We start from the raw sequence: 21,921 nt of genomic DNA on the forward strand, positions 1-21,921 counted from the left end.
AGACTATCTTGATGATCCGTCATTTGATGGTTCCGATCACTGCCGCCATGGTCACGATGGGCGCCGCGGGCGCTGATGCGCAAAGCGCGTTCCCGGCGCCGCTGCCCAATCAGGCCGCGACCAGTTCCGCGTTTCCGCCCGTGAACGGTTCGGCGCCCGTCGCGTCCGTCGGCACCGCGCCGCAATCGTCCTTTCCCGTGAACGGCGCTGCACCGATCGGCGGCGCCGGCGCCTTCAGTGCGGCCCCGCCGACGCAAGGCGGTCCCGGCGAGGACTGTATGAAAGCGTTCATTCCGCTCCGCGAGGAAGCCGAGAAGCGCGGCAAGCTGATCAAGGCCGCGAGCGACCGTCATGCGCCGCCGGACGAGGCCTGCAAGCTGATCGGCAACTTCAGCCAGGCTGAGCTGAAGATGATCAAATACATCGAGTCCCACGCCGCCAAATGCGGAATCCCGCCGCAGATCGGCGAGCAGATGAAGACCGGCCACAAGAACACCGAGACCATGCAGAAGAAGGTCTGCACGGTCGCGCAGCAGATGCAGCAGCAGCAGGCGCGCCCGGCCGGCCCATCGCTGAGCGAGGTGCTGGGTTCGGGCTCGGCGCCTGAAGCCAATGCCGGCAAGAAGGGCGGCAGCACCTTCGATACGCTCAACGGCAACGTCCTGACCCGATGAGCGATACATCCGCCCGCGTTGCCGATTCCACTGGCAACTGGGTCGATACGCTCGCGCCGCAATGGGCGCGGCCTTATTTGCGCTTGTCCCGCTTCGACCGTCCGATCGGCTCCTGGCTGCTGTTGATGCCGTGCTGGTGGTCGGCGGCGCTCGCTGCCGGCATCGCGCACGAGCTCCGCGGCCTGCCGCTCACCATCATCCTGTTCTTCATCGGCGCCTTCGTGATGCGTGGGGCCGGTTGCACCTGGAACGACATCACCGACCGCGACCTCGATGACAAGGTCGAGCGCACCCGCTCGCGGCCGCTGCCATCAGGGCAGGTGACCACGAAGCAGGCGCTGGTCTTCATGATCGCACAGGCGCTGATCGGTCTCCTCGTGCTGTTGCAGTTCAACCGCTTCGCGGTCCTGACCGGCATCGCCTCGCTGTTGATCGTCGCGATTTATCCCTTCATGAAGCGCATCACCTGGTGGCCGCAGATCGTGCTCGGGCTGGCCTTCTCCTGGGGCGCCCTGATGGGATTTGCCGTCACCTTCGGACGCATCGACGTCACCGCGCTCGTGCTCTATGCCGGCGCGATCTCCTGGGTGATCGGCTATGACACGATCTACGCGCATCAGGACGCCGAGGACGACGCGCTGATCGGCATCAAGTCCACCGCGCGCCTGTTCGGCGCGCACACGCATCAGGCGCTGATCCTGTTCTACGGGCTCGCGGTGATGCTGATCGGCGTCGCGCTGGCCTCCGGCGATGCGCGCTGGCCGGCCTGGCTCGGGCTTGCGGCCTTCGCCGTGCATCTGGCGTGGCAGATCGTGCGATTAAGGATCAACGATCCCGAGCTCTGCCTCCGCCTGTTCAAGTCGAACCGCGATGCAGGCTTGCTGCTGTTTGCGGGATTGCTCGCGGACGCGGTGATGCGGGCTGCGTAGCTCTCGTAGGGTGGGCAAAGGCGCCCTTGCGCCGTGCCCACCATGTTTCCCGAGACTGGGATAGAAGAGGTGGGCACGCTTTCGCTTTGCCCACTCTACGGCACCTCTAATTCCTTGCGATGATCTCGCGTTCGCCGCGATGGACGGAAAGCTCGCGTGCGATACCGGTGCGCCGGCGCATCAAAAATTTCGGGCGGCGGGCGCGGATCGCGTTGGTGCGGCGGCGACGCGGTGCGGGTTTGCGTGCGTCTTCGTCGAGCTGCGGCAGCGCAAAGATCTCGCTCCAGATCGCCCAGGCTTCAGTGAGCTCGTCGCCATCGGCGCCGACCAGCAGCGGAACGGAGAGTGAGGGATCGCGATGCACGAGGATAAGGGCCTGCGCATCGTCGTTGCCGCGGAGCGCGACGCCGGTGAAGTCGCTCACGCGGACGTTGATCGCCATTTGCATGCCGCGAACGGCACGGCGCAGCACCACTCGCTCGCGATGAAGCTCGATCTGCCTGACATGTCCGTCGGCGCGCGGATCATGCGCATCGAAGCGGACCGGTAGGGAAAGGGGGTCGAGCCGCAAGGAGCGGCTCGACCCGGCGGGAGTGACCCCGCTTGTTGCTGTTTGACGCCTCACGGCTTTAGTTCTCCCCGCCAGGATTATGTTCCCGGTCGATGCGAGGACCTTAGCGCGCGCCTTTCCCAAACCGCTTAAAAAGGCTGGTTAACCCACCGTCACTGCTGCTCATGATTGACAAGACCTTGGCGCGCATGATTGACGAGACGTTGCGCCGAAGTCGCGAATCTGAGCTTTTGGCGGGCTGAAAATGCTTGAAGTCCGCGCTATCAGGGCACATCTGTGGGTTCCAGTCCCGAACCCCCGCCCAACAGGATTTCGTTCGTGAACTCTTCACCATCCGCAAGCTCGACGCTTTCGACCTCAGCCAATCGCGACCTGTTCGATCAGTCCGCGCTCTCCGATCTCGCGCAGCGACTGGTCGAGGCGGCCAAGCGCGCCGGCGCCGATGCGGCCGATGCGGTCGCAGTGCGCGGCGTCTCGCAGGGCGTCGAGGTGCGCGACGGCCGCGTCGAGGAATCCGAGCGGTCCGAGGGCGACGATGTCGGCCTGCGCGTTCTGGTCGGCCAGCGCCAGGCGGTGGTCTCGACCAACGACGTCAGTGGCGATGCCGTGACCAAGCTGGCCGAACGCGCGGTGGCGATGGCGCGTGTTGCGCCCGACGACAAATATGTCGGCCTCGCCGATCCCGCGCTGCTCGCGCGCGACTTCCCCGATCTCGACCTGCTCGATTCCGACGTGCCCACGACCTCAGAGCTCGAGCGCCGCGCGCTTGCGGCCGAAGCTGCCGCGCTCGGCGTCAAGGGCGTGACCAAATCCGGCGGCGCCTCGGCTTCCGCCGGCATCGGCGGCATGGTGCTCGTCACCTCTACCGGCTTCCACGGCTCTTACTTGCGCTCCAGCCAGGGCATTTCCGCCACCGCCATATCGGGCGAAGGCACCAGCATGGAGCGCGACTACGACTTCACTTCGGCGCCGCACGGCGCCGATCTGCTGTCGCCGGAAACCGTCGGCCGTTCCGCCGGCGAGCGCACCGTGGCGCGCCACAATCCGCGCAAGGTCGAGACCTGCAAGGTGCCCGTCGTGTTCGATCCGCGCATTGCGGGCTCCCTGGTCGGCCATCTCGTCGGCGCCATCAACGGCGCCTCGATCGCGCGCAAGACCAGCTTTTTGAAGGACAAGCTCGGCCAGCAGCTATTCGCGAAGAACATCCGCATTGTCGACGATCCCTTGCGCAAGCGCGGTCTGCGCTCGCAGACGTTTGATGCCGAAGGCGTCGCGGTGAAGAAGACCGCGCTCGTCGACGAGGGCGTGCTGACGACCTGGCTGCTCGACTGCGCCACCGCGCGCGAGCTCGGCCTCACCACCACGGGCCACGCCCATCGCGGCGTCTCCTCCTCGCCCTCGCCCGGGCCGTACAACCTGCATCTCGAAGCCGGAACGCCGACACCGGCCGAGCTGATCGCCGACATCAGCCAAGGCTTCTACGTCACCGACCTGATCGGCTCCGGCGTCAACGGCGTCACCGGCGATTACAGCCGCGGCGCCTCCGGCTTCTGGATCGAGAACGGCGAGATCACCTATCCCGTCAGCGAGGTGACGATCGCCGGCCATCTGTTCGAGATCTTCAAGTCGATGCAGCCGGCGAACAATCTCGAGTTCCGCTACGGCATCAATGCGCCGACGGTGCGCATCGAGGGTTTGACGCTTGGCGGACGTTGACGCGCAATCCCTGGACGCGACCATCCTGACGCGCGATGCGGCGCTGCTGAAGGACGCGGTGCGGGACGCAGGCGCGCTGGCGCAATCGATGTTCCGCACCGAGCTGAAGAAGTGGATCAAGGGCGTATCCTCGCCGGTGTCCGAAGCCGATATCGCGGTCAACGATCTGCTCGAAGCGCGCTTGCGTGCTGCGAGGCCCGATTATGGCTGGCTGTCCGAGGAGAGCGCCGACGATGCGGCACGGCTGTCGCGGCGGCTGACCTGGATCGTCGATCCCATCGACGGCACGCGCAATTATCTGGGCGGCCATGACGATTGGTGCGTCAGCGTCGCGCTGGTCGAGGACGCCTCGCCGGTGCTTGCCGCAGTGTTCGCGCCGTCGCGCGATGAGTTCTTCTTCGCGGTCCGCGGTGAGGGCACGACGCTCAACGGCGAGCCGGTACAGACGACGTCCGGGTCCGAGCTCGACTTCGCACGCGTCGCCGGCCCGAAGCCGCTGGTCGAGCGGCTGAAGCCCTCGCTTGGCGAAATCAAGCTGCATCCGCGAATCGGCTCGCTCGCGCTGCGTCTGTGCCGGGTCGCCCACGGCGCGCTGGATGCGGCTTTTGCGGGCGGCAACAGCCATGATTGGGATCTTGCGGCGGCCGATTTGATCGTGCAGGAAGCGGATGGTAAGATAAGTGACCTCTCCGGAGAACCCATCCTCTATAACCGCCGGGAAGTGGCGCACGGGGTGCTGGTGGCAGCGGGACGCGATCGTCATGCGGGCATTGTCGCGCATTTTCGAAACCGCCCCTTAGCCTAAAGCGCTTTCGTCGTGCTTGTCGAACACTGCTTTGCCGGGCAGACCGTTAGGAAGAGAACCCATGCCAGATAGTGCCCCGCAACAACTGCTTCACCTCGTCATCGGTGGCGAGCTCGTCGATCTCGAGCACAATACCTTCAAGAACCTCGACGACGTCGACATCGTCGGCATCTATCCGAACTATGCCACCGCGCACGCGGCTTGGCGGGCCAAGGCGCAGAGCACGGTCGACAACGCGCAAATGCGCTATTTCATCGTCCATCTCCACCGGCTGCTCGATCCCAATCAAGAACCGGCGCGTTGAAAAAACTGCTTCGCAATACGCTGCGAAGCAGCTGGTTTCAGCGTGCCGTCGGGGTCCTGGCGGCCGAATATCTGCGTCTGGTCTGGTGGACCAACAAGTTCACGTTCGATCCGGCTGACGTCTATGACCTCGTCGAGCCGCAGATTCCGGCGATCTTCGCCTTCTGGCATGGCCAGCATTTTCTCACCCCCTTCATCAAGAACAAGGACTGGTACCAGGCCAAGGTGCTGATCTCCCGTCATCGCGACGGCGAGTTCAATGCCATCGCCGCCGAACGGCTCGGCATCGGCACCATCCGCGGTTCCGGCGACCATGGCGGCGCCTTCCACCGCAAGGGCGGGGTCGGCGCCTTCAAGGAAATGGTGCGGACGCTCCAGGACGGTTGTAATGTCGCGCTGACCGCCGATGTCCCCAAACGCTCGCGCGTGGCCGGGCTCGGCATCATCATGCTGGCACGGGAATCGGGGCGGCCGATCATGCCTTTCGCAATGGCGACCAGCCGCTTCATCAGGCTCAAGAACTGGGACCGCACCACCATCAATTTGCCATTCGGGCGCGGCGCATTGGTCGGAATCAAGGAGATCCACGTTCCGCCGGATGCCGACGCAGCCACTATGGAAGCGCTGCGGCTGGAGTTGGAGGAGACGTTGAACGAGGCGACCCGCCGCGCCTATGCGCAACTCGGCCGCCCGGGACCGGAAGATGTCTGACCCGCTGCCGATGACGCTGCGAATGTATCGCCGGCTGGCCTCCGGCCTGGTGCCGCTCGCGCCCGCGCTGATCAAGCGGCGATTGAAACAGGGCAAGGAGGATCCCGCGCGCGTCGGCGAGCGGCGGGGCCTGTCGCGGGACGTGCGGCCACATGGCCCGCTGGTCTGGATCCACGGCGCCAGCGTCGGCGAGGTTCTGGCCGCGGCGGCGCTGGTCGAACGGCTGCGCGATCTCAATCTGCGCATCCTGCTCACTTCCGGCACCGTCACCTCGGCGGCCGTGGTCGCGAAGCGCTTCCCGCCCGACGTCATCCATCAATACGTGCCGTATGATTCCCCGCGCTATGTCGCGCGCTTCCTCGACCATTGGAAGCCGTCGCTGGCGCTGTTCATCGAATCCGACCTGTGGCCGAACCTGATCCTCGCCGGCGCGGCGCGCCGCGTGCCGATGGTGCTGATCAACGGGCGGATGTCGCCGCGCTCCTTCCCGCGCTGGCGGCGCATGCATGGCACCATCTCGGCGCTGCTGTCGCGCTTCGATATTTGTCTTGCACAATCGCAGACGGATGCTGAGCGTTTTGCCGCGCTCGGCGGCCGCGACGTCCTCACGACGGGCAATCTCAAGCTCGACGTGCCGGCGCCGCCGGCCGATCCCGCCAGGCTTGAGCGGCTGATGGCCATGACGCGCGGGCGTCCCATCATCGTCGCGGCCTCGACCCATCCGGGCGAGGACGAGATGCTGATCGCGGCGCATCGCAGCCTCGCCGGTTTCTTCCCGCAGCTCTTGACCGTGATCGTGCCGCGCCATCCGGATCGCGGCCCCTCGATCGCGGGCCTGATCACGGCCTCGGGCCTGAAGCCGGCATTGCGCTCGCGCGAGGAACTGCCGACGGCGACGACCGACGTCTATGTTGCCGACACCATGGGCGAGCTCGGCCTGTTCTATCGCCTTTCGCCGATCGTCTTCATGGGCGGATCGCTGATCCATCACGGCGGCCAGAATCCGATCGAGGCGATCAAGCTCGGCGCCGCCATCGTCCACGGTCCGCACGTCTTCAACTTCACTGACGTCTACGAGGCGCTCGACACCAGCGGCGGGGCGCGCCAGGCCGACACGCAGGAGGCGCTGGTCAAGCAGCTCGGCCAATTGCTGGCCGATCCGACCATGCGCGACAAGATGCAACGCGCAGGCTCGGGCGTGGTCGAGCAACTCGGCGGCGCGCTCGATCGCACCATGACCGCGCTCGAGCCCTATCTGTTGCAACTGCGGATCGAGATGGGGGCCGCCAATGCGTGAGCCGGCCTTCTGGTACCGGCCACGTTCCCCGCAGTCGTATGTCCTTAGTCCTCTGGGCGCGCTCTACGGCGCGATCACGGCGCGCCGCATGGCGCGCCAGGGCTTTGACGCCGGCATTCCCGTAATCTGCGTCGGCAACTACCATGTCGGCGGTGCCGGCAAGACGCCGACCGTGCTGGCGCTGACCAAGCTCCTGCGCGAGCTCGGTGAGACCCCGCTGGTGCTCAGCCGCGGCTATGGCGGAAGCCTGAAGGGGCCGGTGATGGTCGACCGGATGCGCCACACCGCTTCCGACGTCGGCGACGAGCCGCTGATGATGGCGCGCGAGGTCCCCGTCGCGGTCGCGCGCGATCGCCTCGACGGCGTCGCGCTGGCGAAGTCGCAAGGCGCCACCGTGATCCTGATGGACGACGGCTTCCAGAATCCGAGTCTGCGCAAGGACGCCTCGCTGATCGTGATCGACAGCGAGCGCGGCCTCGGCAACGGCATGGTGTTTCCCGCCGGTCCTCTTCGCGCGCCACTGCAAGCACAGCTCGCGCGCACCGATGCGCTGGTCCTGATCGGCGACGGGCGTGCCGCGAACGATGTCGCGGCCGAGCTTGCCAAGCGCGACAAGCCGGAGCTGCGCGCGCGGCTGAAGGCGGATGCCGCCTCGCTCGCGCAGCTCCTTGGCAAGCGGGTTTTCGCCTTCGCCGGCATCGGCGATCCCGAGCGCTTCTTCCGCAGCTTGCACGCCAGCGGCGTCGATGTCGCGCGCATGCGTTCCTTCGCCGATCACCACATGTTCTCGGATGACGAGCTCGCCGCGCTCGCGGTGGAGGCCCAGCGCGAACAGCTCACGCTGGTGACCACGGAGAAGGATCTCGCGCGTTTGCGCGGCCGTGCGGGCGTGCCTGATAACATTGTGCCGTTCGCCGTCCAGCTCGAGTTCGACGATCCGGCAAAGCTGCGACAGTTGATCAGCGATCATCTGTACAAGGCGCGCGAGCGGCGGTTCAGCACGCGTTGATCTCGCGCGTTAAAGCATGATCCGGAAAGTGCGCAGCGGTTTTCCGAAAAGATCATGCTCAAACAACAACCTAAAGCGCGATGACGATTCATCCTAATCTCATCGCGCTTTAGGCAAGCGTCTCTGCCGTAGCCCATACGCCGACCGAACTTGTTTGCCAGCGGCCTCGGCAACGGCCTGGATCGCGGTGCAGCATTCAGTCATGCTCACCACGCCCCGATGGCGATCAATCCAATAATGGTCAGGCATGAGGCGCAGGCGACCATCACAGTATAGCATTCGGGTGTATTCATCGCTGCCTCCCAAGCTGCAATTTGCTTGGTCATCGCTACGCGGGAGAGATCGTGGTCTTGGGGCCGCTTCAATTCGGCATGCCGCAATCGGTCTTGCGCTGCGCGTCCGTCCTCTCATCGCCACCCTGATCCGCAGGCGGATAGTGCGCTTCGTGAGCTTCAGCGCGTTGGGCTGAGATCAGAAGCTGTTTCCGCATTTCAGCGAGGCGGGCGCGGCAATATTCACGATAGAGCATGTCGAATATGGTGGGCATGATTCACCCCCATCGCTTGACCCTGATTTACAGATATTCCACCGCGAATTTTCGAGGTGATCGTAGCCCGCCAGATGGCTCTTCGATATGAGCCCGTTCACAGACTGCGCCAATTCCAAAGCTCGATCGCCGTTTGGCTGACTTGATTGTCTGCGCGATAAAAGAGCAGGGCTAATTACCTAACACGCAATATAGCAGCCCTTTGTTTCACCAAGACTTCGTCAAACAACTTAAGAGCGCTGATCTGCAACAAAGAATCCAACTACAGCGCGAAATGACAAACTACGGAGTGTAGGCACTGTTCGATGCAACGTCGGATCGGAACGATTGCGGGAGGGCGATCCGCGTACAAGGCGCGCGAACGGCGGTTCAGCGCACGATGATTCCGTAGCGGCAAGGCGGCCCACCCACGGCCTCAACTCGGAAAGCATGCCCGGGCGGTCAGTGTCACCGGGGAGAGATTGAGAATCTCCGGAAACGTAAATGCATAACTCGCGCTTACCTCGTTGCCGCATGCTGACGTGGAAAAGGTGAATGTGTCCGCAGGGAGCGTGAGGCCGAATGCCTGCTGGGCAGCGTAGCTCGTTATGGCGCTGCTGCTTGGGCAGAGCGTGCTGTTGACGGTTGCGCAACGCGCCGCCATTTCGCTCCCATGCTGGATCCCCAGCTGAGTCCAGAACAGCAGCCCGCATTCGATGATCCCAAATATGAACAGGAAGAACGCAGGAGCGGTCAGCGCAAATTCCAGCGCCGACGCGCCCCGATCGTCGTGCCATAATGCCGCCAGTCTCACTGCAGCCTCGCAGTGGATTGCGCGCTATAAGTATATGTGGCTGCCACGATCTGGTAATCGATGAGCGTATAGTACGTGGCTCGCGCCGAGACCGTCGTATATGTTCCAGCCTGCGTGCCGCCGGTGCAGGTCGTCCCGCAAGTGACAGTGCTAACTCCCGCACTCGTTGGACATCCGCAAAATTGGACCGGCGGAGGCGAAGCAGTGATGTCCGTGGCATTGGTGGCATTTGTCACGGCGTTCGAAATGCCGCTCACGTCAAAGCCGCGCGCAATTGCGTATTGCGCTCCCGCTTGTGCGGCATTTTCGACCTGCATCTTGCGATAGAGTGCGAGCCCGATGTCTGTCACCGACACGACCATCAGAGACAGTATCGGGATCAAGATGCCGAATTCGGCGGCCGCGACGCCGCGTTTGTCGCCGATAGCGGCGCGCACGTGCCCCATCAGAGAATGAAGCAATCGACGGCAGTGCTTGGATGAGAAGTTCTGGATTTGCATTGGTCCAAACCTCATTCGATGAGCTGCGCGGTTTGCGAACCTATCGTCGCGGTGCCGAGCGCGGTACAATTGACCTGGAGGTTCGACGTGCCGCTGAACGTCAGCGTATCCGCGATGATTTTGGTGCAGGATGTGCTCGTGCCGTTGCCGCCACTGAAGCTGAGGTTGGCCTTTGGCAGGTAGATGGCACCGCCGAAGTTCTGTGTGCTGCCGCCGGTGAGATTGAAAGCAGTCCCGGCCGGCATATTGCGATCGCCGTACATGACGATGCCTTTCGTGGCGCCGCTGGTCGGCGCCGTCAGGTCGACGGTCGCGTTGCTGCCGATTGAAGCGGTGCCCCAGTTGCTTCCCGAGCCGGTAAACACCAGGGTTACGCCGCTGCCCGTGATGGTGGCGTTTCCAGCGACGCTCAAGCTTGCCCCGTCCAGATAATAGATGCCTGGATTGAGGTTCAGGACTGCGCCGGCATTGACCGTAATGCTGCCCGTGTAGCAGCCGGGGTCGAGCGAGGTTGTTTTTCCATTGGAGTTGACCACTATCTTGCCGTTGGTGCAACTCGGCCTCGCGGGGGGAGAGACATTGGCGTAGGGGTCGGCGACGGGCGATATGTGCGTCTTGACACCGTTGGTCGCCGTGATGCTGCTCGCGCCTGAGACGTCGCCAACCACTCCGACCTGATTTGCAGCGACCGAGGCGCTGCCGGCAACGTTGAGTGAGGGGCTTGCACTCGAGTTGCTGTAAAGGTTGCACTTGATCAAGTTGAGCTGGTTGCCGCCGCTGACGTTGACAGCGGGACTTGCGCTCGAGTTGAGCGCAAGTACGCAGCCTGTCCCGGAATTGGGCAGGGCGACAGAGCGTGCGGTTATGAGGACAGGATCCGAGCCGAACAGGGCTGATAGCAGCCGCTGTTGCGGTTGACTCACGATGACTTCGATTGCCTGCGAATTGGATGTGTGATTGCCTGTCTTCGGCGGCTGGTTCACCGTGACCGTGACGTTGTTTGCCCCGTTCGCGTAACCATAGTTTGCCGTAACCGCTTTGGCTTCGGACGAGGGGTCGGTCCCTGCACTCGCCGCTGTCGCAGCGCTGACCGCGCCAGAGTCAGCCGCGCTCTGCATGTTCTTATGTTTGTAGTACCACCAGCCCACTTCCGTGCCGAGCCCTGCTGTGCCGACCAGGACCGGCATCAGCAGCGCCGAAATGATCACATAGCTGCCCGACTGATCTCGGGCGAATCGTTCAAGCAGGCTAACCGCCCGCTCGCGCCGACGAGCATGTCGCTCTGGGCTCAATGGTGCATCGAACGAATGGCTGCAAAGTCTCCGGGGGTCCATGTGCGTCCTGCCCGCTTGCCACTTTTTCCCGTGGCAATGTGCTGCAGACCGACTTAAACCGGGCCCAACGGAAACGAGACAATTTTAAACATCAGCTGACATTCAGCCGGCATTCATGGCCGCGCTTCTATCGATATATCTCCGATCAGGAGAATTCGATGAAACTGCGGTCCGCGATCATTGTCGTCAGCCTCACCTGTCTGCCGGTTTTGCCCGCCCTTGCTCAGACCTCCTCGCCGTCGCCTGCGGCCGCTCCGGCAAATCCGACAGGTGCGGTGCCGGTTCCCGCGACCAAGCGCGTCACGTGCCTCGCCACGACGCAAAACCTGAAGGGACAGGATAAACGCGACCAGCTGCAGCTCTGCATGGCGCAGGCGCGGCTCGACTGCCTCAAGCAGGCGATCGATCAGAAGATCGTCGGCGAGGCCCGCAAGACTTTCATCAAGACCTGCGTGGGCGCGGATGGCACCGAGCAACAATAGCCGCAGGCGCGCGGCCTTATCCCTGCGGCTTCGGCGCGCCGGGGAAATGCCGCTGGAGCACGGCGACGGGCGTGGCGTAGGCTTCCTGCAGATCCACGCTCCAGTATTTCAATTCGTCGAGCGGGATACGCGTGTCGGTGATCGCGCAGCGCACATAGGTCCCCGGCGAGATCACCCGGAAATCGCCGTCGAGATATTGCACCTGCGCTTCGCCATGGCCCGAGGGGCCAAACTTGTTCAGCACGGTCGAAAGTCTCCGTGGAAGGCCTCTCCGTGGAAATTCCTTGGAGGGCACGATGTGTCAGGCTGGATGTAGCATAGATAGGGTGGCTTGTCCGCCCGGTAAACCCACTGGTTTGTGATGTTTTGGCGCCGTTTCCGCGTGGTAGTGCTTGGACGAAGGGTCTTGACGCCGAGTCCGATGCGCCTTCGACTGACCGCCTTGTTCCTGACGCTCCTGATGTCGGCCGCGCACGCTGCGCCTGTGCCGCAGCAGGTCGACATCCCGCTGTCGTCGGGCGTCCTGCATGCGCAGCTCTACAAGCCCGAGGGCGAGGGGCCATTTCCGGCCGTGATCGCGCTGCATGGCTGCGGCGGGCTCAGTGGCCATTCCGATTCCGTCCTGCCGCGCTATCGCGATTGGGCCGAGCGGCTGCTTAGGGCCGGCAACGCCGTGCTGCTGCCTGACAGCTACGGCTCGCGCGAGCTCGGGCCGCAATGTCGCGTCAAGGAGATGCACGTCAAGGCGCGGCGCGAACGCGTCACCGACATCGCAGCGTCACGCGCCTGGCTGATGAAGCAGAGCTGGGTGGCGCGCGACCGCGTCAGCCTGATCGGCTGGGCCAACGGCGCCAGCGCGCTGCTGTGGGCCGTGCGGCCGCAGAGCGCGGCGCGCGATTTGGGCCCGGATTTTCGCGCCGCGGTCGCCTTCTATCCCGATTGCCGGATCTCCGCCGGCCTGGGCTGGAGTACGCGGGTGCCGACCCTGGTGCTGATCGGCGCCGATGACGACGTGTCGTCGCCGCCGGCCTGCCGCCAGATGGTGGACGGCGCGCGCGGCCGCAGCGCGCTCGCGCGCATCGTGGTCTATCCCGGCGCCTATCATGATTTCGACCGCGCCAACACGCCGCTGCACGCAGCTGCCGGCGGTACCGACGTGGCCGCGCCCGAGCATGGCCATCTCGGCACCGATGCGCAGGCGCGTGCGGAGTCGCAGAAGGACGTCGCGGAATGGCTGGCGCGGTGAGGATGGTGCCGTAGTTCGTAACCCGGACTTGTCCCGCCGTAGCTCGGTAGAGCGAAGGCGGAAGCGGGGCCGCCCGAGGAACAACGTCAGGCGGACAGCCCCGCATCGACCACCGCCCTGCACGGACCATGATGGCCGACCGGGAATCTACGGATCGCGCGTGGCGCCGGTTTCAGCATGTCACGACGCCATCATTCGACCACGATGTCGATTAAACGCATTTCATATGCGCAGTCGTATCGTCCTGCTCTCCTCCGCCGTGATCGTCTTCACCGTCGCGATCTTCCTGTTTGAAGCCCACGCCGGCGCGCCACAGTTCGCGCCGGAACATTGCGGCTTCTGGACCACGATCGACGCGGGATTGTCGTGCCGCTGAAGTACACCAATCCATCGCCGTCATCCCAGCGCAACGGCGAAGCCGTTGTCGCTGGAGGTGCTCGCCTCTTCGGCGAGCCTCGAAGGACGACGGCCCGGCTGCATCTCGGCCGTACATCCTTCGAGGCTCATCTTGCGATGCGCCTGCATCGCAAGCCTCGCACCTCAGGATGACGGGCTGAATGGGCTCCGCCTTGCCGCCACACCGTCATTGCGAGCGCAGCGACTTGTCCGCCGAAGCTTTAACAAGATGGAAGCAATTCAGAGTCCCTCTGCGGAAAGATTCTGGATTGCTTCGTCGCAAGGGCTCCTCGCAATGACGAGGTTGTGGCTACACTCGCCTCCACACACGCGCTGTCATCGCCCGGCTTGACCGGGCGATCCAGTACGCCGAGACGTCAGTGATTCACCGAGAAGCCTCGGCGTACTGGATTCCCCGCATTCGCGGGGAATGACACCGGGCGGAGTGCTGCCCTCGCGCCTCAGAACAAGCTGCCCTGATCCACCGGCTTGGCCACGCGCTTCGGCGCGGGCTTTGCGTCTTGCGCGGCCGGCTTTGGCTGTGAGGGCGCGCGCTTCGTCGCAGGCGCCGGGCGGTCCGCATCCGCAGTCGCGGCCACACGACCGTCGGCAAACTCGATCTCGAGCCGTGCATTCGGCCCGACGCTGTCGGCCGCATGCAAGGGGTGGCCGGCTTCATCGCGCACCAAAGCAAAGCCGCGCGCGAGCACGCTGCGATAGGACAGCGCGGAGAGCAGCTTGCCGCTGTTCTCGACACGCGCATCGAGCCGTTGCAGCAGCGTGACAAGCGCGCGTTGCGCGCGCTCGGCGAGCCGATGCGTGTGCTCGCGCTGGCGGAGAATCGCGTTGCGCTGCGCCTGTGCGTTGGAAAGCTTGGAGGCGCGCAAGCGAACCTCGAGCCCGGCAAAGTGGTCGCGCCGCCGCCGCAGCAGCGAGCGCGCGGAGAGGCCGAGCCGCTCGCCGCACACGGTGAGGCGGTGATCGGCCTGCGCGATCTGGCCGTGCAGCACCCGTAGCGTCAGCTTGGCACTGGCCGCCGTAAACCGGCGGAAATGCGCATGCGTGTTGGCCTTGAGGCAGCGGGGCAGGGATGCGCCCGCCGAATCCAGCCGCTGCCGCGGGATCGCCAGCAGGTCGCCGGCCGCCGGCAGCGCACGCGCGGCCGCGCGCAACTCGTTGCGCCGGCTTTCATGGCCGCGCTGCCAGCAGGCGCGGGTGCGCCGTCCGAGATCGGCGACCTCGACGAAGAGGTCGCTGCGCACCGGCACCGCCATCTCGGCCGCCGCCGTCGGCGTCGGCGCGCGCTTATCGGCGACGAAATCGATCAGCGTGATGTCGGTCTCGTGCCCGACCGCCGAGATCAGCGGGATCATGCTGTCGCTAGCTGCGCGCACCACGATCTCCTCGTTGAACGACCAGAGATCCTCCAGCGAGCCGCCCCCGCGCGCGACGATCAACACATCGGGCCGCGGAATCTTGCCGCCCTCTGGCAGCGCGTTGAAGCCGCGGATCGCGGCCGCGACCTGCTCGGCCGAGCCTTCGCCCTGCACCTTGACCGGCCACACCAGCACGCGGCGGGGAAAGCGGTCCTCGAGCCGGTGCAGGATGTCGCGGATGACCGCGCCGGTCGGCGAGGTGACGACGCCGATCACCTCCGGCAGCCAGGGCAAGAGCTGCTTGCGCGCCTGGTCGAACAGGCCTTCGGCGGCAAGCTTCTTCTTGCGCTCCTCCATCAGCGCCATCAGCGCGCCAATGCCGGCCGGCTCCAGCGCCTCGATCACGATCTGGTATTTCGAGGAGCCTGGATAGGTGGTGAGCTTGCCGGTGGCGATCACCTCGAGCCCCTCCTGGGGCTTGAAGCGCATGCGGCTATGCACGCCCTTCCAGATCACCGCCTCGATCTTGGCGCTGTCGTCCTTGAGCGCGAAATAGCAATGACCGGAGGAGTGCGGTCCGCGGAAGCCGGAGATCTCGCCGCGGACCCGGACATGGCCAAAGGCGTCCTCGACCGTCCGCTTCAGGGACAGCGAGAGCTCGGAGACTGTGAATTCGGGCGCGTTGAGCAGTTGTTCCGCAGGCGGCATCGGCAAACGATTCGGCATTTTGGGGTCAGACCCGACGTTAAGGATTTTCGCGCCGCGGCGCCAATCCCGGGATTGATTGGAAGAGTACTCTGTAATATAGAGTTCTCGATTGGTTGGTGAGTTTAGGGGGATGAGCCATGGCGATCGGGCTGCTGCGCGGCGTTTTGACCGGCCTGAAATGGGCCTTGTGTGCGCTCGGCGGCGTGGCGCTGATCCTCGGCGCCATGATCGCAACGCCGCTGGAGCGGCCGCCTGAGATGCGATCGGTCTCGGATTCAGCCAAGGGCATCGACTGGTCCACGTTGCCACCGCTCGAACGCTTTCAGGCCCGCGATGGCACCTGGATCGGCTATCGCCATTATGCGCCGAAAGGCCCGGAGACGGGCCGCGGCGCGATCTTCATCCATGGCTCCTCCGGCTCCAGCGGCACCGTCAATCACGCGCTGACCCATGCGATCGCCGCGCGCGGGGTGGAGACCTGGGCGCTGGACATCCGCGGCCATGGCGGCTCCGGCACGCGCGGCGACATCGGCTATGTCGGCCAGCTCGAGGACGACCTCGTCGACTTCGTCGCCCATGTCCGCAGGAACGCGCCCGATCTGCCGCTGACCCTGATCGGCCATTCCGCCGGCGCCGGTTTCTCACTGCGCGTCGCCGCGACACCGATCATGCAGGACATGTTTGTCCGCACCGTGCTGCTCGCGCCCTATCTCGGCTATGACGCGCCGACCAACAAGCCGCATTCCGGGGGCTGGGCCAATGCCGATATGCCGCGCTTATTCGCGCTTGCCGCGCTGCGCAAGCTCGGCATCGATTGCTGCGCGCAGCTGCCGGTGCTCGCCCTGGCGGTGCCGCCGGCCTCCGCGAAGTACCTGGTCTCCACCTATTCCGACCGCCTGATGCGCAATTTCGCGACGCGCGGCTATCGCATCGATCTTCCGGCGACGACACGTCCGATCACGATCTTCGGCGCCGCCGAGGACGAGATGATGATCTCGGACAAATATGCCGAGGCCGTGCAGGCGATAAAGCCGTCGGTGGGCGTCAAGGTGATCGACGGCGTCAACCACATGGGCATCGTCACCAATCCGAAGGCGGTCAATGTGATCGCCGAGGACGTGGCAACCAGAGGGGCAGGCCAGTCATGATCGACAGCAAGCAGGCGGCTGAAGCACTTGCCGATATCGACGACATCGTCCAGCGCCTGCGGCAGTCGCAGCTCTACGAGCTGGCGAGCCTGGGTGCCCTCTGGTGGGGCGCCTTGGTCTTCGCGGGCAACCTCGTGACCTGGCTCTGGCCGTTCTACGCAGTCTATGCGTGGCCCGCCGTCGATATTCTGGGGGTCGGCGGCCTGGTTGCGATCCGATTGCTCGCGCCCTCGCAAGCCCAGGCCCCGGCGTTCGACATCAGGCTCGTGCTGGTCTTCGCGCTGTTCTTCGCGTTCGGCTATATCTGCACCAACGTGCTCGGTCATTTCGGTCCGCGCGAGCTCGGCGCATTCTGGCCGATCTACTTCATGCTCTTCTACACCCTCGCCGGTCTCTGGTTCGGCTATGCCTTCGTCGCGATCGGTCTCGTCATCAGTGCGCTGACGCTGATCGGTTTCTTCACCATCGGCGAGCCATTCCCGCTCTGGATGGCCTTCGTCAATGGCGGCGGCCTGATCCTCGGCGGCCTCTGGATGCGACGGATCTGATGGCCGAGCTCGACGACATCATCCATCAGCCATTGCGGCTGAAGATCATGGCGGCACTGAACGCGCTGCCGTCGGGCACCGGTCTCGAATTCGCCCGCCTGAAGAAGCTCACCGGCGCCACCGACGGCAATCTCGGTGCCCATATAGAGACCCTGGCCAAGGCGGGTTATGTCTCCGTGGAGAAAGCCTTCGTCGGCAAGAAGCCGCAGACCACGGTGACCGCCACCGCCGCCGGCCGCGGCGCCTTCGCGCGGCATGTGGCGACGCTGCAGGAGATCATCGCGGGGAAGCAGGGTTAGGCTCCGCCCTCATTCCGGGGCGCGCCCTCTTGGGCGCGAACCCGGAATCCATTCCACCGCCGACGCTGCCGCTCAATGGATTCCGAGTTCGCGCTGCGCGCGCCCCGGAATGACAGTTCGTAGGATGGGTTGAGCCTTCGCGAAAGCCATCGCTTTCCTCTTCCGGCTCTCGGTCATTGCGGCTGTCATCCGATTGCAAGTGACGACGAAGCGCGGATAGCGCCCGTCGGTTAGCTTTACGGACGCTTCGAGAAACACGCGTGATGGGTCTCGCAAGGGCTCAACCCATCCTACGCGCTGCGGAAGCTTCGCGCGCGGTGATGCACGGGACTTCAGCGCCGCGTAGCCTCAATCACACTCTGCACCGCGAACCTCGCGGATGCGATCCTGTTGTTCTCGCGGATCGCGTCGAGGATAAATGCCTGAGCGTATCTCTCAAGTTCAGGCGACAGGACGACCCGCCGTCCTTTGTGCACAAGGTCTCCGCGGAGGTCCATCAAGGCGAGTACGTTCTCTAACGCGATCTGACGTAACTCTGAATCTTTCCGATATAGGCGACTAAGATAGTTCTTTATGTTCTTTCCCGTCAGAATTTCGAGTGCCGTGACATAAGAAACTACTTTGGAGGCGTTGTCGTTTGCCGAGAACGCTGACCCAGCGAACCAGAGCGCGGCATGGGTCCGATCATTCCGCGCATCAAATCGAGTGTCTGGATTGTCATCGGCGAACTTTATTGGTGCCCAATCGACAAGGGACGAACCAACAACGCCGAGCGCTCCGCTGAGGAACTTCTTGCGAGTAGTGCAGAAGTAGGAGGAGAACAGGCAACGACCAAGCAAGACATTCCCGGACAGTAGCGAGATTAGCCCAAGCGCATCAAACGATCCTGTGAGAGCGGGTGCCTCACGATCATGATCAGATTGACGAGATGCCAATATCATCAACGTCTGATCGCTTAGAATGAACTTGCGCGCAGTGACGTGGATCGAACCAGCTTCCGCACTGTGTGAAAAAGATAGCGTCTCGACCGGAATTGAGAACTCTAGCTTATCGTCGATTGTTACGAACTTAATCATGCCATCAACGGGTAGTTCGACGGAGCGAGGGAGATGCGCTTGCACAAACTCCTGCGTAAAATCCGGGCGACCACGCCATGAGTAGGCTCTTACGTGAAATACTCCATTATCATCCTGATTAGGTTCTGATTTTGGAAAGCCGGTCAGGGTGTCAGCTAGATGAACTTCAAACGCCGAAGGCTCATCCGCGAACCACACCCAAAATCGATCTCCAGCCGTTGCCTGGTTTGTTGGCTCCTTTTGATTTCTCTGGTCGATTGATCCGGTCGCGCCCATGATTCTGCCGTTGCTATTTTCTTTAGCCTCGCTGCCTGCCGATACCCTTGGCGAACGCCTCTCGCAGCGGAGCGAGCTTCTCGGCGCGACGCTCCGCCACCTTGCGTGCTCGCTCGTGCCTTCGCACGATCTGCGAGCCCATTTGCCGCACGCCGTTTAAGGCCATCCACCTTGAGCAAATGGCACCTTTTATATTTCTTGACGCTACCGCAAGGGCATTTTTCGTTGCGACCGATCTTTGGTTGCTTTCCGGCCTGCTTGATCAATGACTCCAACGCATCAATAGGTCGCGCTTGTGGCATGTTGGCGGTTGCGGCGTCCATCGCCGCATCCTTTTCCCAAGTGAATTCGCCCACCTCCCAGCCTTCACGCTGTACTTGCGCAACTCGCAGTGGCGTCGAAGTCTTTCAGGGCCGCGGGATCATCGAAGATTGCTTGTTCAGGGCGAGAAGGGCAGGGGAATTGAAACCATCTTGAAAATTCGAGATTAAGGGGCGTCATTCAGGGCAATCAATTAAGAGTTGTAGCTCAGTGATCCGGCACGGCGAGTCTCGGCGTCGCAGCGCAGGGCAACATGCGAAGAGGCCAAACCGTGCTAGCCTGTGTCGGCCATGGGGCCTGAAAGGAGGCCTCTATGCCCGGTCCGACGCCTGCACGCGCGTCCCGGAATGACGACGGGAAGGTTGCGCCGCCCCCCTTGAGACCCGCCGCGATTCGTGCGACCTCCGCGGCCAGCAAACCCCTCATTCCTGAGCCCTCGATGCACATTCTCCTGCTCGGTTCCGGCGGCCGCGAACATGCCCTGGCGTGGAAGATCGCAGCCTCTCCCCTGGTGACCAAATTCTGGTGCGCGCCCGGCAATGCCGGCATCGCGAAGGAGGCGGAATGCGTGGCGCTCGATGTCGCCGACCATGCCGCCGTGATCGACTTCTGCAGGAAGAATGCGGTCGAACTCGTGGTGGTCGGCCCGGAGACGCCGCTCGCGGCCGGCATCGTCGATGATCTCTCGGCCGCCGGCATCAAGGCGTTCGGGCCGAGCAAGGTGGCCGCCCAGCTCGAAAGCTCCAAGGGGTTCACCAAGGCGCTGTGCACCGAGTTCGGCATTCCGACCGGCGCCTACAAGCGCTTCACCAACGCACAGGACGCGCGCGCCTATGTGCAGAGCCAGGGCGCGCCGATCGTGATCAAGGCCGACGGTCTTGCCGCCGGCAAGGGCGTCGTCGTCGCCAAGACCTTGCGCGAGGCCGAGGACGCCATCGCCATGATGTTCGAGGGCGCCTTCGGCGAGGCCGGCGCTGAAGTCGTGATCGAGGAATTTCTGCCCGGCCGCGAGATCAGCTTCTTCGCGCTGTGCGACGGCGAGACCGCCATTCCGCTGGCCTCGGCCCAGGACCACAAGCGCGTGTTCGACCACGACGTCGGCCCGAACACCGGCGGCATGGGCGCCTATTCGCCGACGCCCCTGGTCACGCCGGCGATCCACGATGCGATCATGGCGAAGATCATCCTGCCAACGGTGGCCGGCATGAAGCAGCGCGGCACGCCGTTCCGCGGCGTGCTCTATGCCGGCATCATGCTGACGACGCAGGGCCCGAAACTGTTCGAGTTCAACGTGCGCTTCGGCGATCCCGAGTGCCAGGTCCTGATGCTGCGCATGATGTCGGACATCGTGCCGGCCTTCCTTGCAGCCTGTGACGGAGAGTTGAAGCATTTCGATCTGCGCTGGCATCCGGAATCCGCGCTCACCGTGGTGATGGCGGCGAAGGGCTATCCCGGCGACTACCAGAAGGGCACGCGCATCGGCGGGCTCGATGACGCCGCCAAGGTCGATACCGTCGAGATCTTCCACGCCGGCACCGTGGCAAAGGATGGCGCCATCCTCGCCAATGGCGGCCGCGTGCTCAATGTCTGCGCGCTCGGCAAGACCGTGACCGAGGCGCAAGGCCGTGCCTATCAGGCCGTCGACCGCATCGACTGGCCGGAAGGCTTCTGCCGCCGCGACATCGGCTGGCAGGCGGTGGAAGCGGAGAAGGCCAGGAATTAACGCGAACCAGCTTGCGATCCCGGACGGTGCGCAAAGCGCACCAGTCCGAAAATCTCGAGGCTTGGTGTCACCGCGCCGCCACATCGATATTCCAGAATGTGCAATCGGCTGTTGGGGTTAGCAGCCCCGCCGATAATACCGCTACTGTGCATGGGGTTGTTTTCGACATTTTTGTTTGTCGGGGGCCGGCTCCGGGACTGACCAATAAGGATGCAGAAAGATGTCCGATCTCGCCGACCTCTATCCGGGCTTTGCCGCGGAATGGATCGACACCTCCTTCGGCCGCATCTTCGCCCGCGTCGGCGGCAGCGGGCCGCCGCTGCTCCTGCTGCATGGCTTCTCCGAGACCCATGTGATGTGGCACCAGGTGGCGCCGCAGCTGGCCGATAGGTTCACGCTGATCATTGCCGACCTGCCGGGCTATGGCTGGTCCGACATGCCCGCGAGCGATGCGCTGCATATCCCCTACAGCAAGCGCGCCATGGCCAAGGCCATGGTCGAGGCGATGGAGCGCCTCGGCCACGTGCATTTCGCGCTCGCCGGCCACGACCGCGGCGGCCGCGTCTCCTACCGCCTCGCGCTCGACCATCCCGGCCGGCTGTCGCGCCTCGCCGTGCTCGATATCCTGCCGACCTACAATTACTGGGAGCGGATGAACCGCGCCTACGCGCTGAAGATCTATCACTGGACCTTCCTGGCGCAGCCTTATCCGTTGCCCGAGACCCTTATCGCGAGCAATGGCGAGTTCTTCCTGCGCTTCAAGATGGCGAGCCAGACCAAGTCGAAGACGTTGGACGCGATCGACGAGCGCGCGCTCGAGCACTATCTCGCCCCGTTCCGCGATCCCGCCCGGGTGCATGCGATGTGCGAGGACTATCGCGCCGGCGCCTATTTCGACTACGACCTCGACAAGGCCGATTTCGAGGCCGGCAAGAAGATCGCCGTTCCCATGCTGGCGTTGTGGGGCAATGCTGGCATCGCCCAGGCCGCCGCCACCCCGCTCGACACCTGGAAGGAATGGGCCACGAATGTCGTGGGCATGCCGGTGGATTCCGGCCACTTCCTCACCGAGGAGAACCCGGACGTTACCGCGAGCGCGTTGCGCGAGTTTTTTACGGCTTGATCCTCATCGT

General features: G+C 64.0%; 25 protein-coding genes. 16 read left to right on the plus strand and 9 right to left on the minus strand.

Annotation, left to right across the window (positions count from 1 at the left end):
• The first annotated feature begins 11 nt into the window (after nt 1-11).
• The gene (locus LRP30_RS05140; protein WP_128937137.1) at nt 12-674 is read left to right on the plus strand and encodes a hypothetical protein; all 663 of its coding nucleotides are present in this window, start codon (nt 12-14) and stop codon (nt 672-674) included.
• The gene (ubiA, locus tag LRP30_RS05145) at nt 671-1,603 is read left to right on the plus strand and encodes a 4-hydroxybenzoate octaprenyltransferase (protein ID WP_249759552.1); all 933 of its coding nucleotides are present in this window, start codon (nt 671-673) and stop codon (nt 1,601-1,603) included. The genes LRP30_RS05140 and ubiA overlap by 4 nt, the downstream gene beginning before the upstream one ends.
• A 106-nt stretch (nt 1,604-1,709) precedes the next feature.
• On the opposite strand, the gene LRP30_RS05150 is transcribed toward ubiA, so the two are convergent.
• On the minus strand, nt 1,710-2,228 hold the full coding sequence (locus LRP30_RS05150; protein ID WP_249759553.1) for a DUF6101 family protein: 519 nt from the start codon (nt 2,226-2,228) through the stop codon (nt 1,710-1,712).
• Nucleotides 2,229-2,492: 264 nt separating this feature from the next.
• Between LRP30_RS05150 and LRP30_RS05155 the strand changes: the two genes are divergently transcribed.
• The 6 genes from LRP30_RS05155 (at nt 2,493) to lpxK (ending at nt 8,015) form a co-directional block, all read left to right on the plus strand.
• Nucleotides 2,493-3,890 (plus strand): TldD/PmbA family protein, encoded by a 1,398-nt coding sequence (locus LRP30_RS05155; protein WP_249759554.1) that lies wholly within the window; start codon nt 2,493-2,495, stop codon nt 3,888-3,890.
• Nucleotides 3,877-4,695 (plus strand): 3'(2'),5'-bisphosphate nucleotidase CysQ, encoded by an 819-nt coding sequence (locus LRP30_RS05160; RefSeq protein ID WP_249759555.1) that lies wholly within the window; start codon nt 3,877-3,879, stop codon nt 4,693-4,695. Before LRP30_RS05155 ends, LRP30_RS05160 begins: the two co-directional genes overlap by 14 nt.
• Nucleotides 4,696-4,756: 61 nt before the next feature.
• Nucleotides 4,757-4,999 (plus strand): DUF4170 domain-containing protein, encoded by a 243-nt coding sequence (locus LRP30_RS05165; protein WP_091886920.1) that lies wholly within the window; start codon nt 4,757-4,759, stop codon nt 4,997-4,999.
• On the plus strand, nt 4,996-5,709 hold the full coding sequence (locus tag LRP30_RS05170; protein ID WP_128931386.1) for a lysophospholipid acyltransferase family protein: 714 nt from the start codon (nt 4,996-4,998) through the stop codon (nt 5,707-5,709). Before LRP30_RS05165 ends, LRP30_RS05170 begins: the two co-directional genes overlap by 4 nt.
• Complete coding sequence (locus tag LRP30_RS05175; RefSeq protein ID WP_128939837.1) at nt 5,672-7,006, plus strand: 3-deoxy-D-manno-octulosonic acid transferase; 1,335 nt, start codon at nt 5,672-5,674, stop codon at nt 7,004-7,006. The genes LRP30_RS05170 and LRP30_RS05175 overlap by 38 nt, the downstream gene beginning before the upstream one ends.
• A complete protein-coding gene (lpxK, locus tag LRP30_RS05180; protein WP_249759556.1) occupies nt 6,999-8,015 on the plus strand; it encodes a tetraacyldisaccharide 4'-kinase in 1,017 nt (338 codons plus the stop codon). Before LRP30_RS05175 ends, lpxK begins: the two co-directional genes overlap by 8 nt.
• Nucleotides 8,016-8,376: 361 nt before the next feature.
• On the opposite strand, the gene LRP30_RS05185 is transcribed toward lpxK, so the two are convergent.
• From LRP30_RS05185 to LRP30_RS05200, 4 genes are all read right to left on the minus strand, one after another.
• Nucleotides 8,377-8,562 carry a hypothetical protein gene (locus tag LRP30_RS05185; protein ID WP_128931389.1) on the minus strand — a complete coding sequence of 62 codons (186 nt, stop codon included), beginning with the start codon at nt 8,560-8,562 and terminating at the stop codon, nt 8,377-8,379.
• A gap of 415 nt (nt 8,563-8,977) precedes the next feature.
• Complete coding sequence (locus LRP30_RS05190; protein ID WP_249759557.1) at nt 8,978-9,355, minus strand: TadE/TadG family type IV pilus assembly protein; 378 nt, start codon at nt 9,353-9,355, stop codon at nt 8,978-8,980.
• The gene (locus LRP30_RS05195; protein ID WP_249759558.1) at nt 9,352-9,855 is read right to left on the minus strand and encodes a TadE/TadG family type IV pilus assembly protein; all 504 of its coding nucleotides are present in this window, start codon (nt 9,853-9,855) and stop codon (nt 9,352-9,354) included. The genes LRP30_RS05190 and LRP30_RS05195 overlap by 4 nt, the downstream gene beginning before the upstream one ends.
• Before the next feature lie 11 nt (nt 9,856-9,866).
• Nucleotides 9,867-11,147: a pilus assembly protein TadG-related protein gene (locus LRP30_RS05200; protein WP_249759559.1), complete on the minus strand. Its 1,281-nt coding sequence runs from the start codon at nt 11,145-11,147 to the stop codon at nt 9,867-9,869.
• A gap of 200 nt (nt 11,148-11,347) precedes the next feature.
• Here LRP30_RS05200 and LRP30_RS05205 point away from each other — a divergent pair, with 200 nt between their 5' ends.
• On the plus strand, nt 11,348-11,671 hold the full coding sequence (locus tag LRP30_RS05205) for a hypothetical protein (RefSeq protein ID WP_249761696.1): 324 nt from the start codon (nt 11,348-11,350) through the stop codon (nt 11,669-11,671).
• Nucleotides 11,672-11,687: 16 nt separating this feature from the next.
• On the opposite strand, the gene LRP30_RS05210 is transcribed toward LRP30_RS05205, so the two are convergent.
• Nucleotides 11,688-11,915: a DUF2093 domain-containing protein gene (locus LRP30_RS05210; protein ID WP_128946396.1), complete on the minus strand. Its 228-nt coding sequence runs from the start codon at nt 11,913-11,915 to the stop codon at nt 11,688-11,690.
• A gap of 177 nt (nt 11,916-12,092) precedes the next feature.
• Here LRP30_RS05210 and LRP30_RS05215 point away from each other — a divergent pair, with 177 nt between their 5' ends.
• Entirely contained in the window at nt 12,093-12,917 is an 825-nt protein-coding gene (locus LRP30_RS05215; RefSeq protein WP_249759560.1) for a dienelactone hydrolase family protein, read from the plus strand.
• A gap of 226 nt (nt 12,918-13,143) precedes the next feature.
• Nucleotides 13,144-13,293: a hypothetical protein gene (locus LRP30_RS05220; protein WP_249759561.1), complete on the plus strand. Its 150-nt coding sequence runs from the start codon at nt 13,144-13,146 to the stop codon at nt 13,291-13,293.
• 20 nt (nt 13,294-13,313) lie between these two features.
• Here the strand turns inward: LRP30_RS05220 and LRP30_RS44910 are convergent, their stop codons facing one another.
• Nucleotides 13,314-13,442, minus strand: coding sequence for a hypothetical protein (locus LRP30_RS44910; RefSeq protein WP_256477654.1), 129 nt, complete (start codon nt 13,440-13,442; stop codon nt 13,314-13,316).
• Between the two features lie 332 nt (nt 13,443-13,774).
• Nucleotides 13,775-15,397: an exodeoxyribonuclease VII large subunit gene (xseA, locus tag LRP30_RS05225; protein WP_249761697.1), complete on the minus strand. Its 1,623-nt coding sequence runs from the start codon at nt 15,395-15,397 to the stop codon at nt 13,775-13,777.
• Nucleotides 15,398-15,534: 137 nt separating this feature from the next.
• On the opposite strand from xseA, the gene LRP30_RS05230 reads away from it, so the two are divergent.
• The 3 genes from LRP30_RS05230 to LRP30_RS05240 are packed head-to-tail and all read left to right on the plus strand — an operon-like array spanning nt 15,535 to nt 17,392.
• Nucleotides 15,535-16,545 carry an alpha/beta fold hydrolase gene (locus LRP30_RS05230; protein WP_249759562.1) on the plus strand — a complete coding sequence of 337 codons (1,011 nt, stop codon included), beginning with the start codon at nt 15,535-15,537 and terminating at the stop codon, nt 16,543-16,545.
• Nucleotides 16,542-17,093, plus strand: a complete 552-nt coding sequence (locus LRP30_RS05235) for a hypothetical protein (RefSeq protein ID WP_249759563.1) — start codon at nt 16,542-16,544, stop codon at nt 17,091-17,093. Before LRP30_RS05230 ends, LRP30_RS05235 begins: the two co-directional genes overlap by 4 nt.
• On the plus strand, nt 17,093-17,392 hold the full coding sequence (locus LRP30_RS05240; RefSeq protein ID WP_249759564.1) for a transcriptional regulator: 300 nt from the start codon (nt 17,093-17,095) through the stop codon (nt 17,390-17,392). The genes LRP30_RS05235 and LRP30_RS05240 overlap by 1 nt, the downstream gene beginning before the upstream one ends.
• Nucleotides 17,393-17,724: 332 nt before the next feature.
• Here LRP30_RS05240 and LRP30_RS05245 read toward each other — a convergent pair whose 3' ends face one another.
• Nucleotides 17,725-18,744 (minus strand): HEPN domain-containing protein, encoded by a 1,020-nt coding sequence (locus tag LRP30_RS05245; RefSeq protein ID WP_249759565.1) that lies wholly within the window; start codon nt 18,742-18,744, stop codon nt 17,725-17,727.
• A gap of 760 nt (nt 18,745-19,504) precedes the next feature.
• Here LRP30_RS05245 and purD point away from each other — a divergent pair.
• Nucleotides 19,505-20,788 carry a phosphoribosylamine--glycine ligase gene (gene purD / locus LRP30_RS05250; protein WP_249759566.1) on the plus strand — a complete coding sequence of 428 codons (1,284 nt, stop codon included), beginning with the start codon at nt 19,505-19,507 and terminating at the stop codon, nt 20,786-20,788.
• 220 nt (nt 20,789-21,008) lie between these two features.
• Entirely contained in the window at nt 21,009-21,911 is a 903-nt protein-coding gene (locus LRP30_RS05255; RefSeq protein WP_249759567.1) for an alpha/beta hydrolase, read from the plus strand.
• The last annotated feature ends 10 nt before the right edge of the window (nt 21,912-21,921 follow it).

This window comes from Bradyrhizobium sp. C-145 (assembly GCF_023375135.1).
Taxonomy (GTDB): domain Bacteria; phylum Pseudomonadota; class Alphaproteobacteria; order Rhizobiales; family Xanthobacteraceae; genus Bradyrhizobium; species Bradyrhizobium zhanjiangense.

Coding starts and splice junctions, on each gene's coding strand:
- LRP30_RS05245 (WP_249759565.1), bottom strand. CDS start 18,744: ATGGGCGCGACCGGATCAATCGACCAGAGAAATCAAAAGGAGCCAACA.
- purD (WP_249759566.1), top strand. CDS start 19,505: ATGCACATTCTCCTGCTCGGTTCCGGCGGCCGCGAACATGCCCTGGCG.
- LRP30_RS05235 (WP_249759563.1), top strand. CDS start 16,542: ATGATCGACAGCAAGCAGGCGGCTGAAGCACTTGCCGATATCGACGAC.
- LRP30_RS05220 (WP_249759561.1), top strand. CDS start 13,144: ATGCGCAGTCGTATCGTCCTGCTCTCCTCCGCCGTGATCGTCTTCACC.
- LRP30_RS05205 (WP_249761696.1), top strand. CDS start 11,348: ATGAAACTGCGGTCCGCGATCATTGTCGTCAGCCTCACCTGTCTGCCG.
- LRP30_RS05165 (WP_091886920.1), top strand. CDS start 4,757: ATGCCAGATAGTGCCCCGCAACAACTGCTTCACCTCGTCATCGGTGGC.
- lpxK (WP_249759556.1), top strand. CDS start 6,999: ATGCGTGAGCCGGCCTTCTGGTACCGGCCACGTTCCCCGCAGTCGTAT.
- LRP30_RS05215 (WP_249759560.1), top strand. CDS start 12,093: ATGCGCCTTCGACTGACCGCCTTGTTCCTGACGCTCCTGATGTCGGCC.
- LRP30_RS05140 (WP_128937137.1), top strand. CDS start 12: ATGATCCGTCATTTGATGGTTCCGATCACTGCCGCCATGGTCACGATG.
- LRP30_RS05230 (WP_249759562.1), top strand. CDS start 15,535: ATGGCGATCGGGCTGCTGCGCGGCGTTTTGACCGGCCTGAAATGGGCC.
- LRP30_RS05185 (WP_128931389.1), bottom strand. CDS start 8,562: ATGCCCACCATATTCGACATGCTCTATCGTGAATATTGCCGCGCCCGC.
- LRP30_RS05175 (WP_128939837.1), top strand. CDS start 5,672: ATGCGCAACTCGGCCGCCCGGGACCGGAAGATGTCTGACCCGCTGCCG.
- xseA (WP_249761697.1), bottom strand. CDS start 15,397: ATGCCGCCTGCGGAACAACTGCTCAACGCGCCCGAATTCACAGTCTCC.
- LRP30_RS44910 (WP_256477654.1), bottom strand. CDS start 13,442: ATGCAGGCGCATCGCAAGATGAGCCTCGAAGGATGTACGGCCGAGATG.
- LRP30_RS05240 (WP_249759564.1), top strand. CDS start 17,093: ATGGCCGAGCTCGACGACATCATCCATCAGCCATTGCGGCTGAAGATC.
- LRP30_RS05195 (WP_249759558.1), bottom strand. CDS start 9,855: ATGCAAATCCAGAACTTCTCATCCAAGCACTGCCGTCGATTGCTTCAT.
- LRP30_RS05255 (WP_249759567.1), top strand. CDS start 21,009: ATGTCCGATCTCGCCGACCTCTATCCGGGCTTTGCCGCGGAATGGATC.
- ubiA (WP_249759552.1), top strand. CDS start 671: ATGAGCGATACATCCGCCCGCGTTGCCGATTCCACTGGCAACTGGGTC.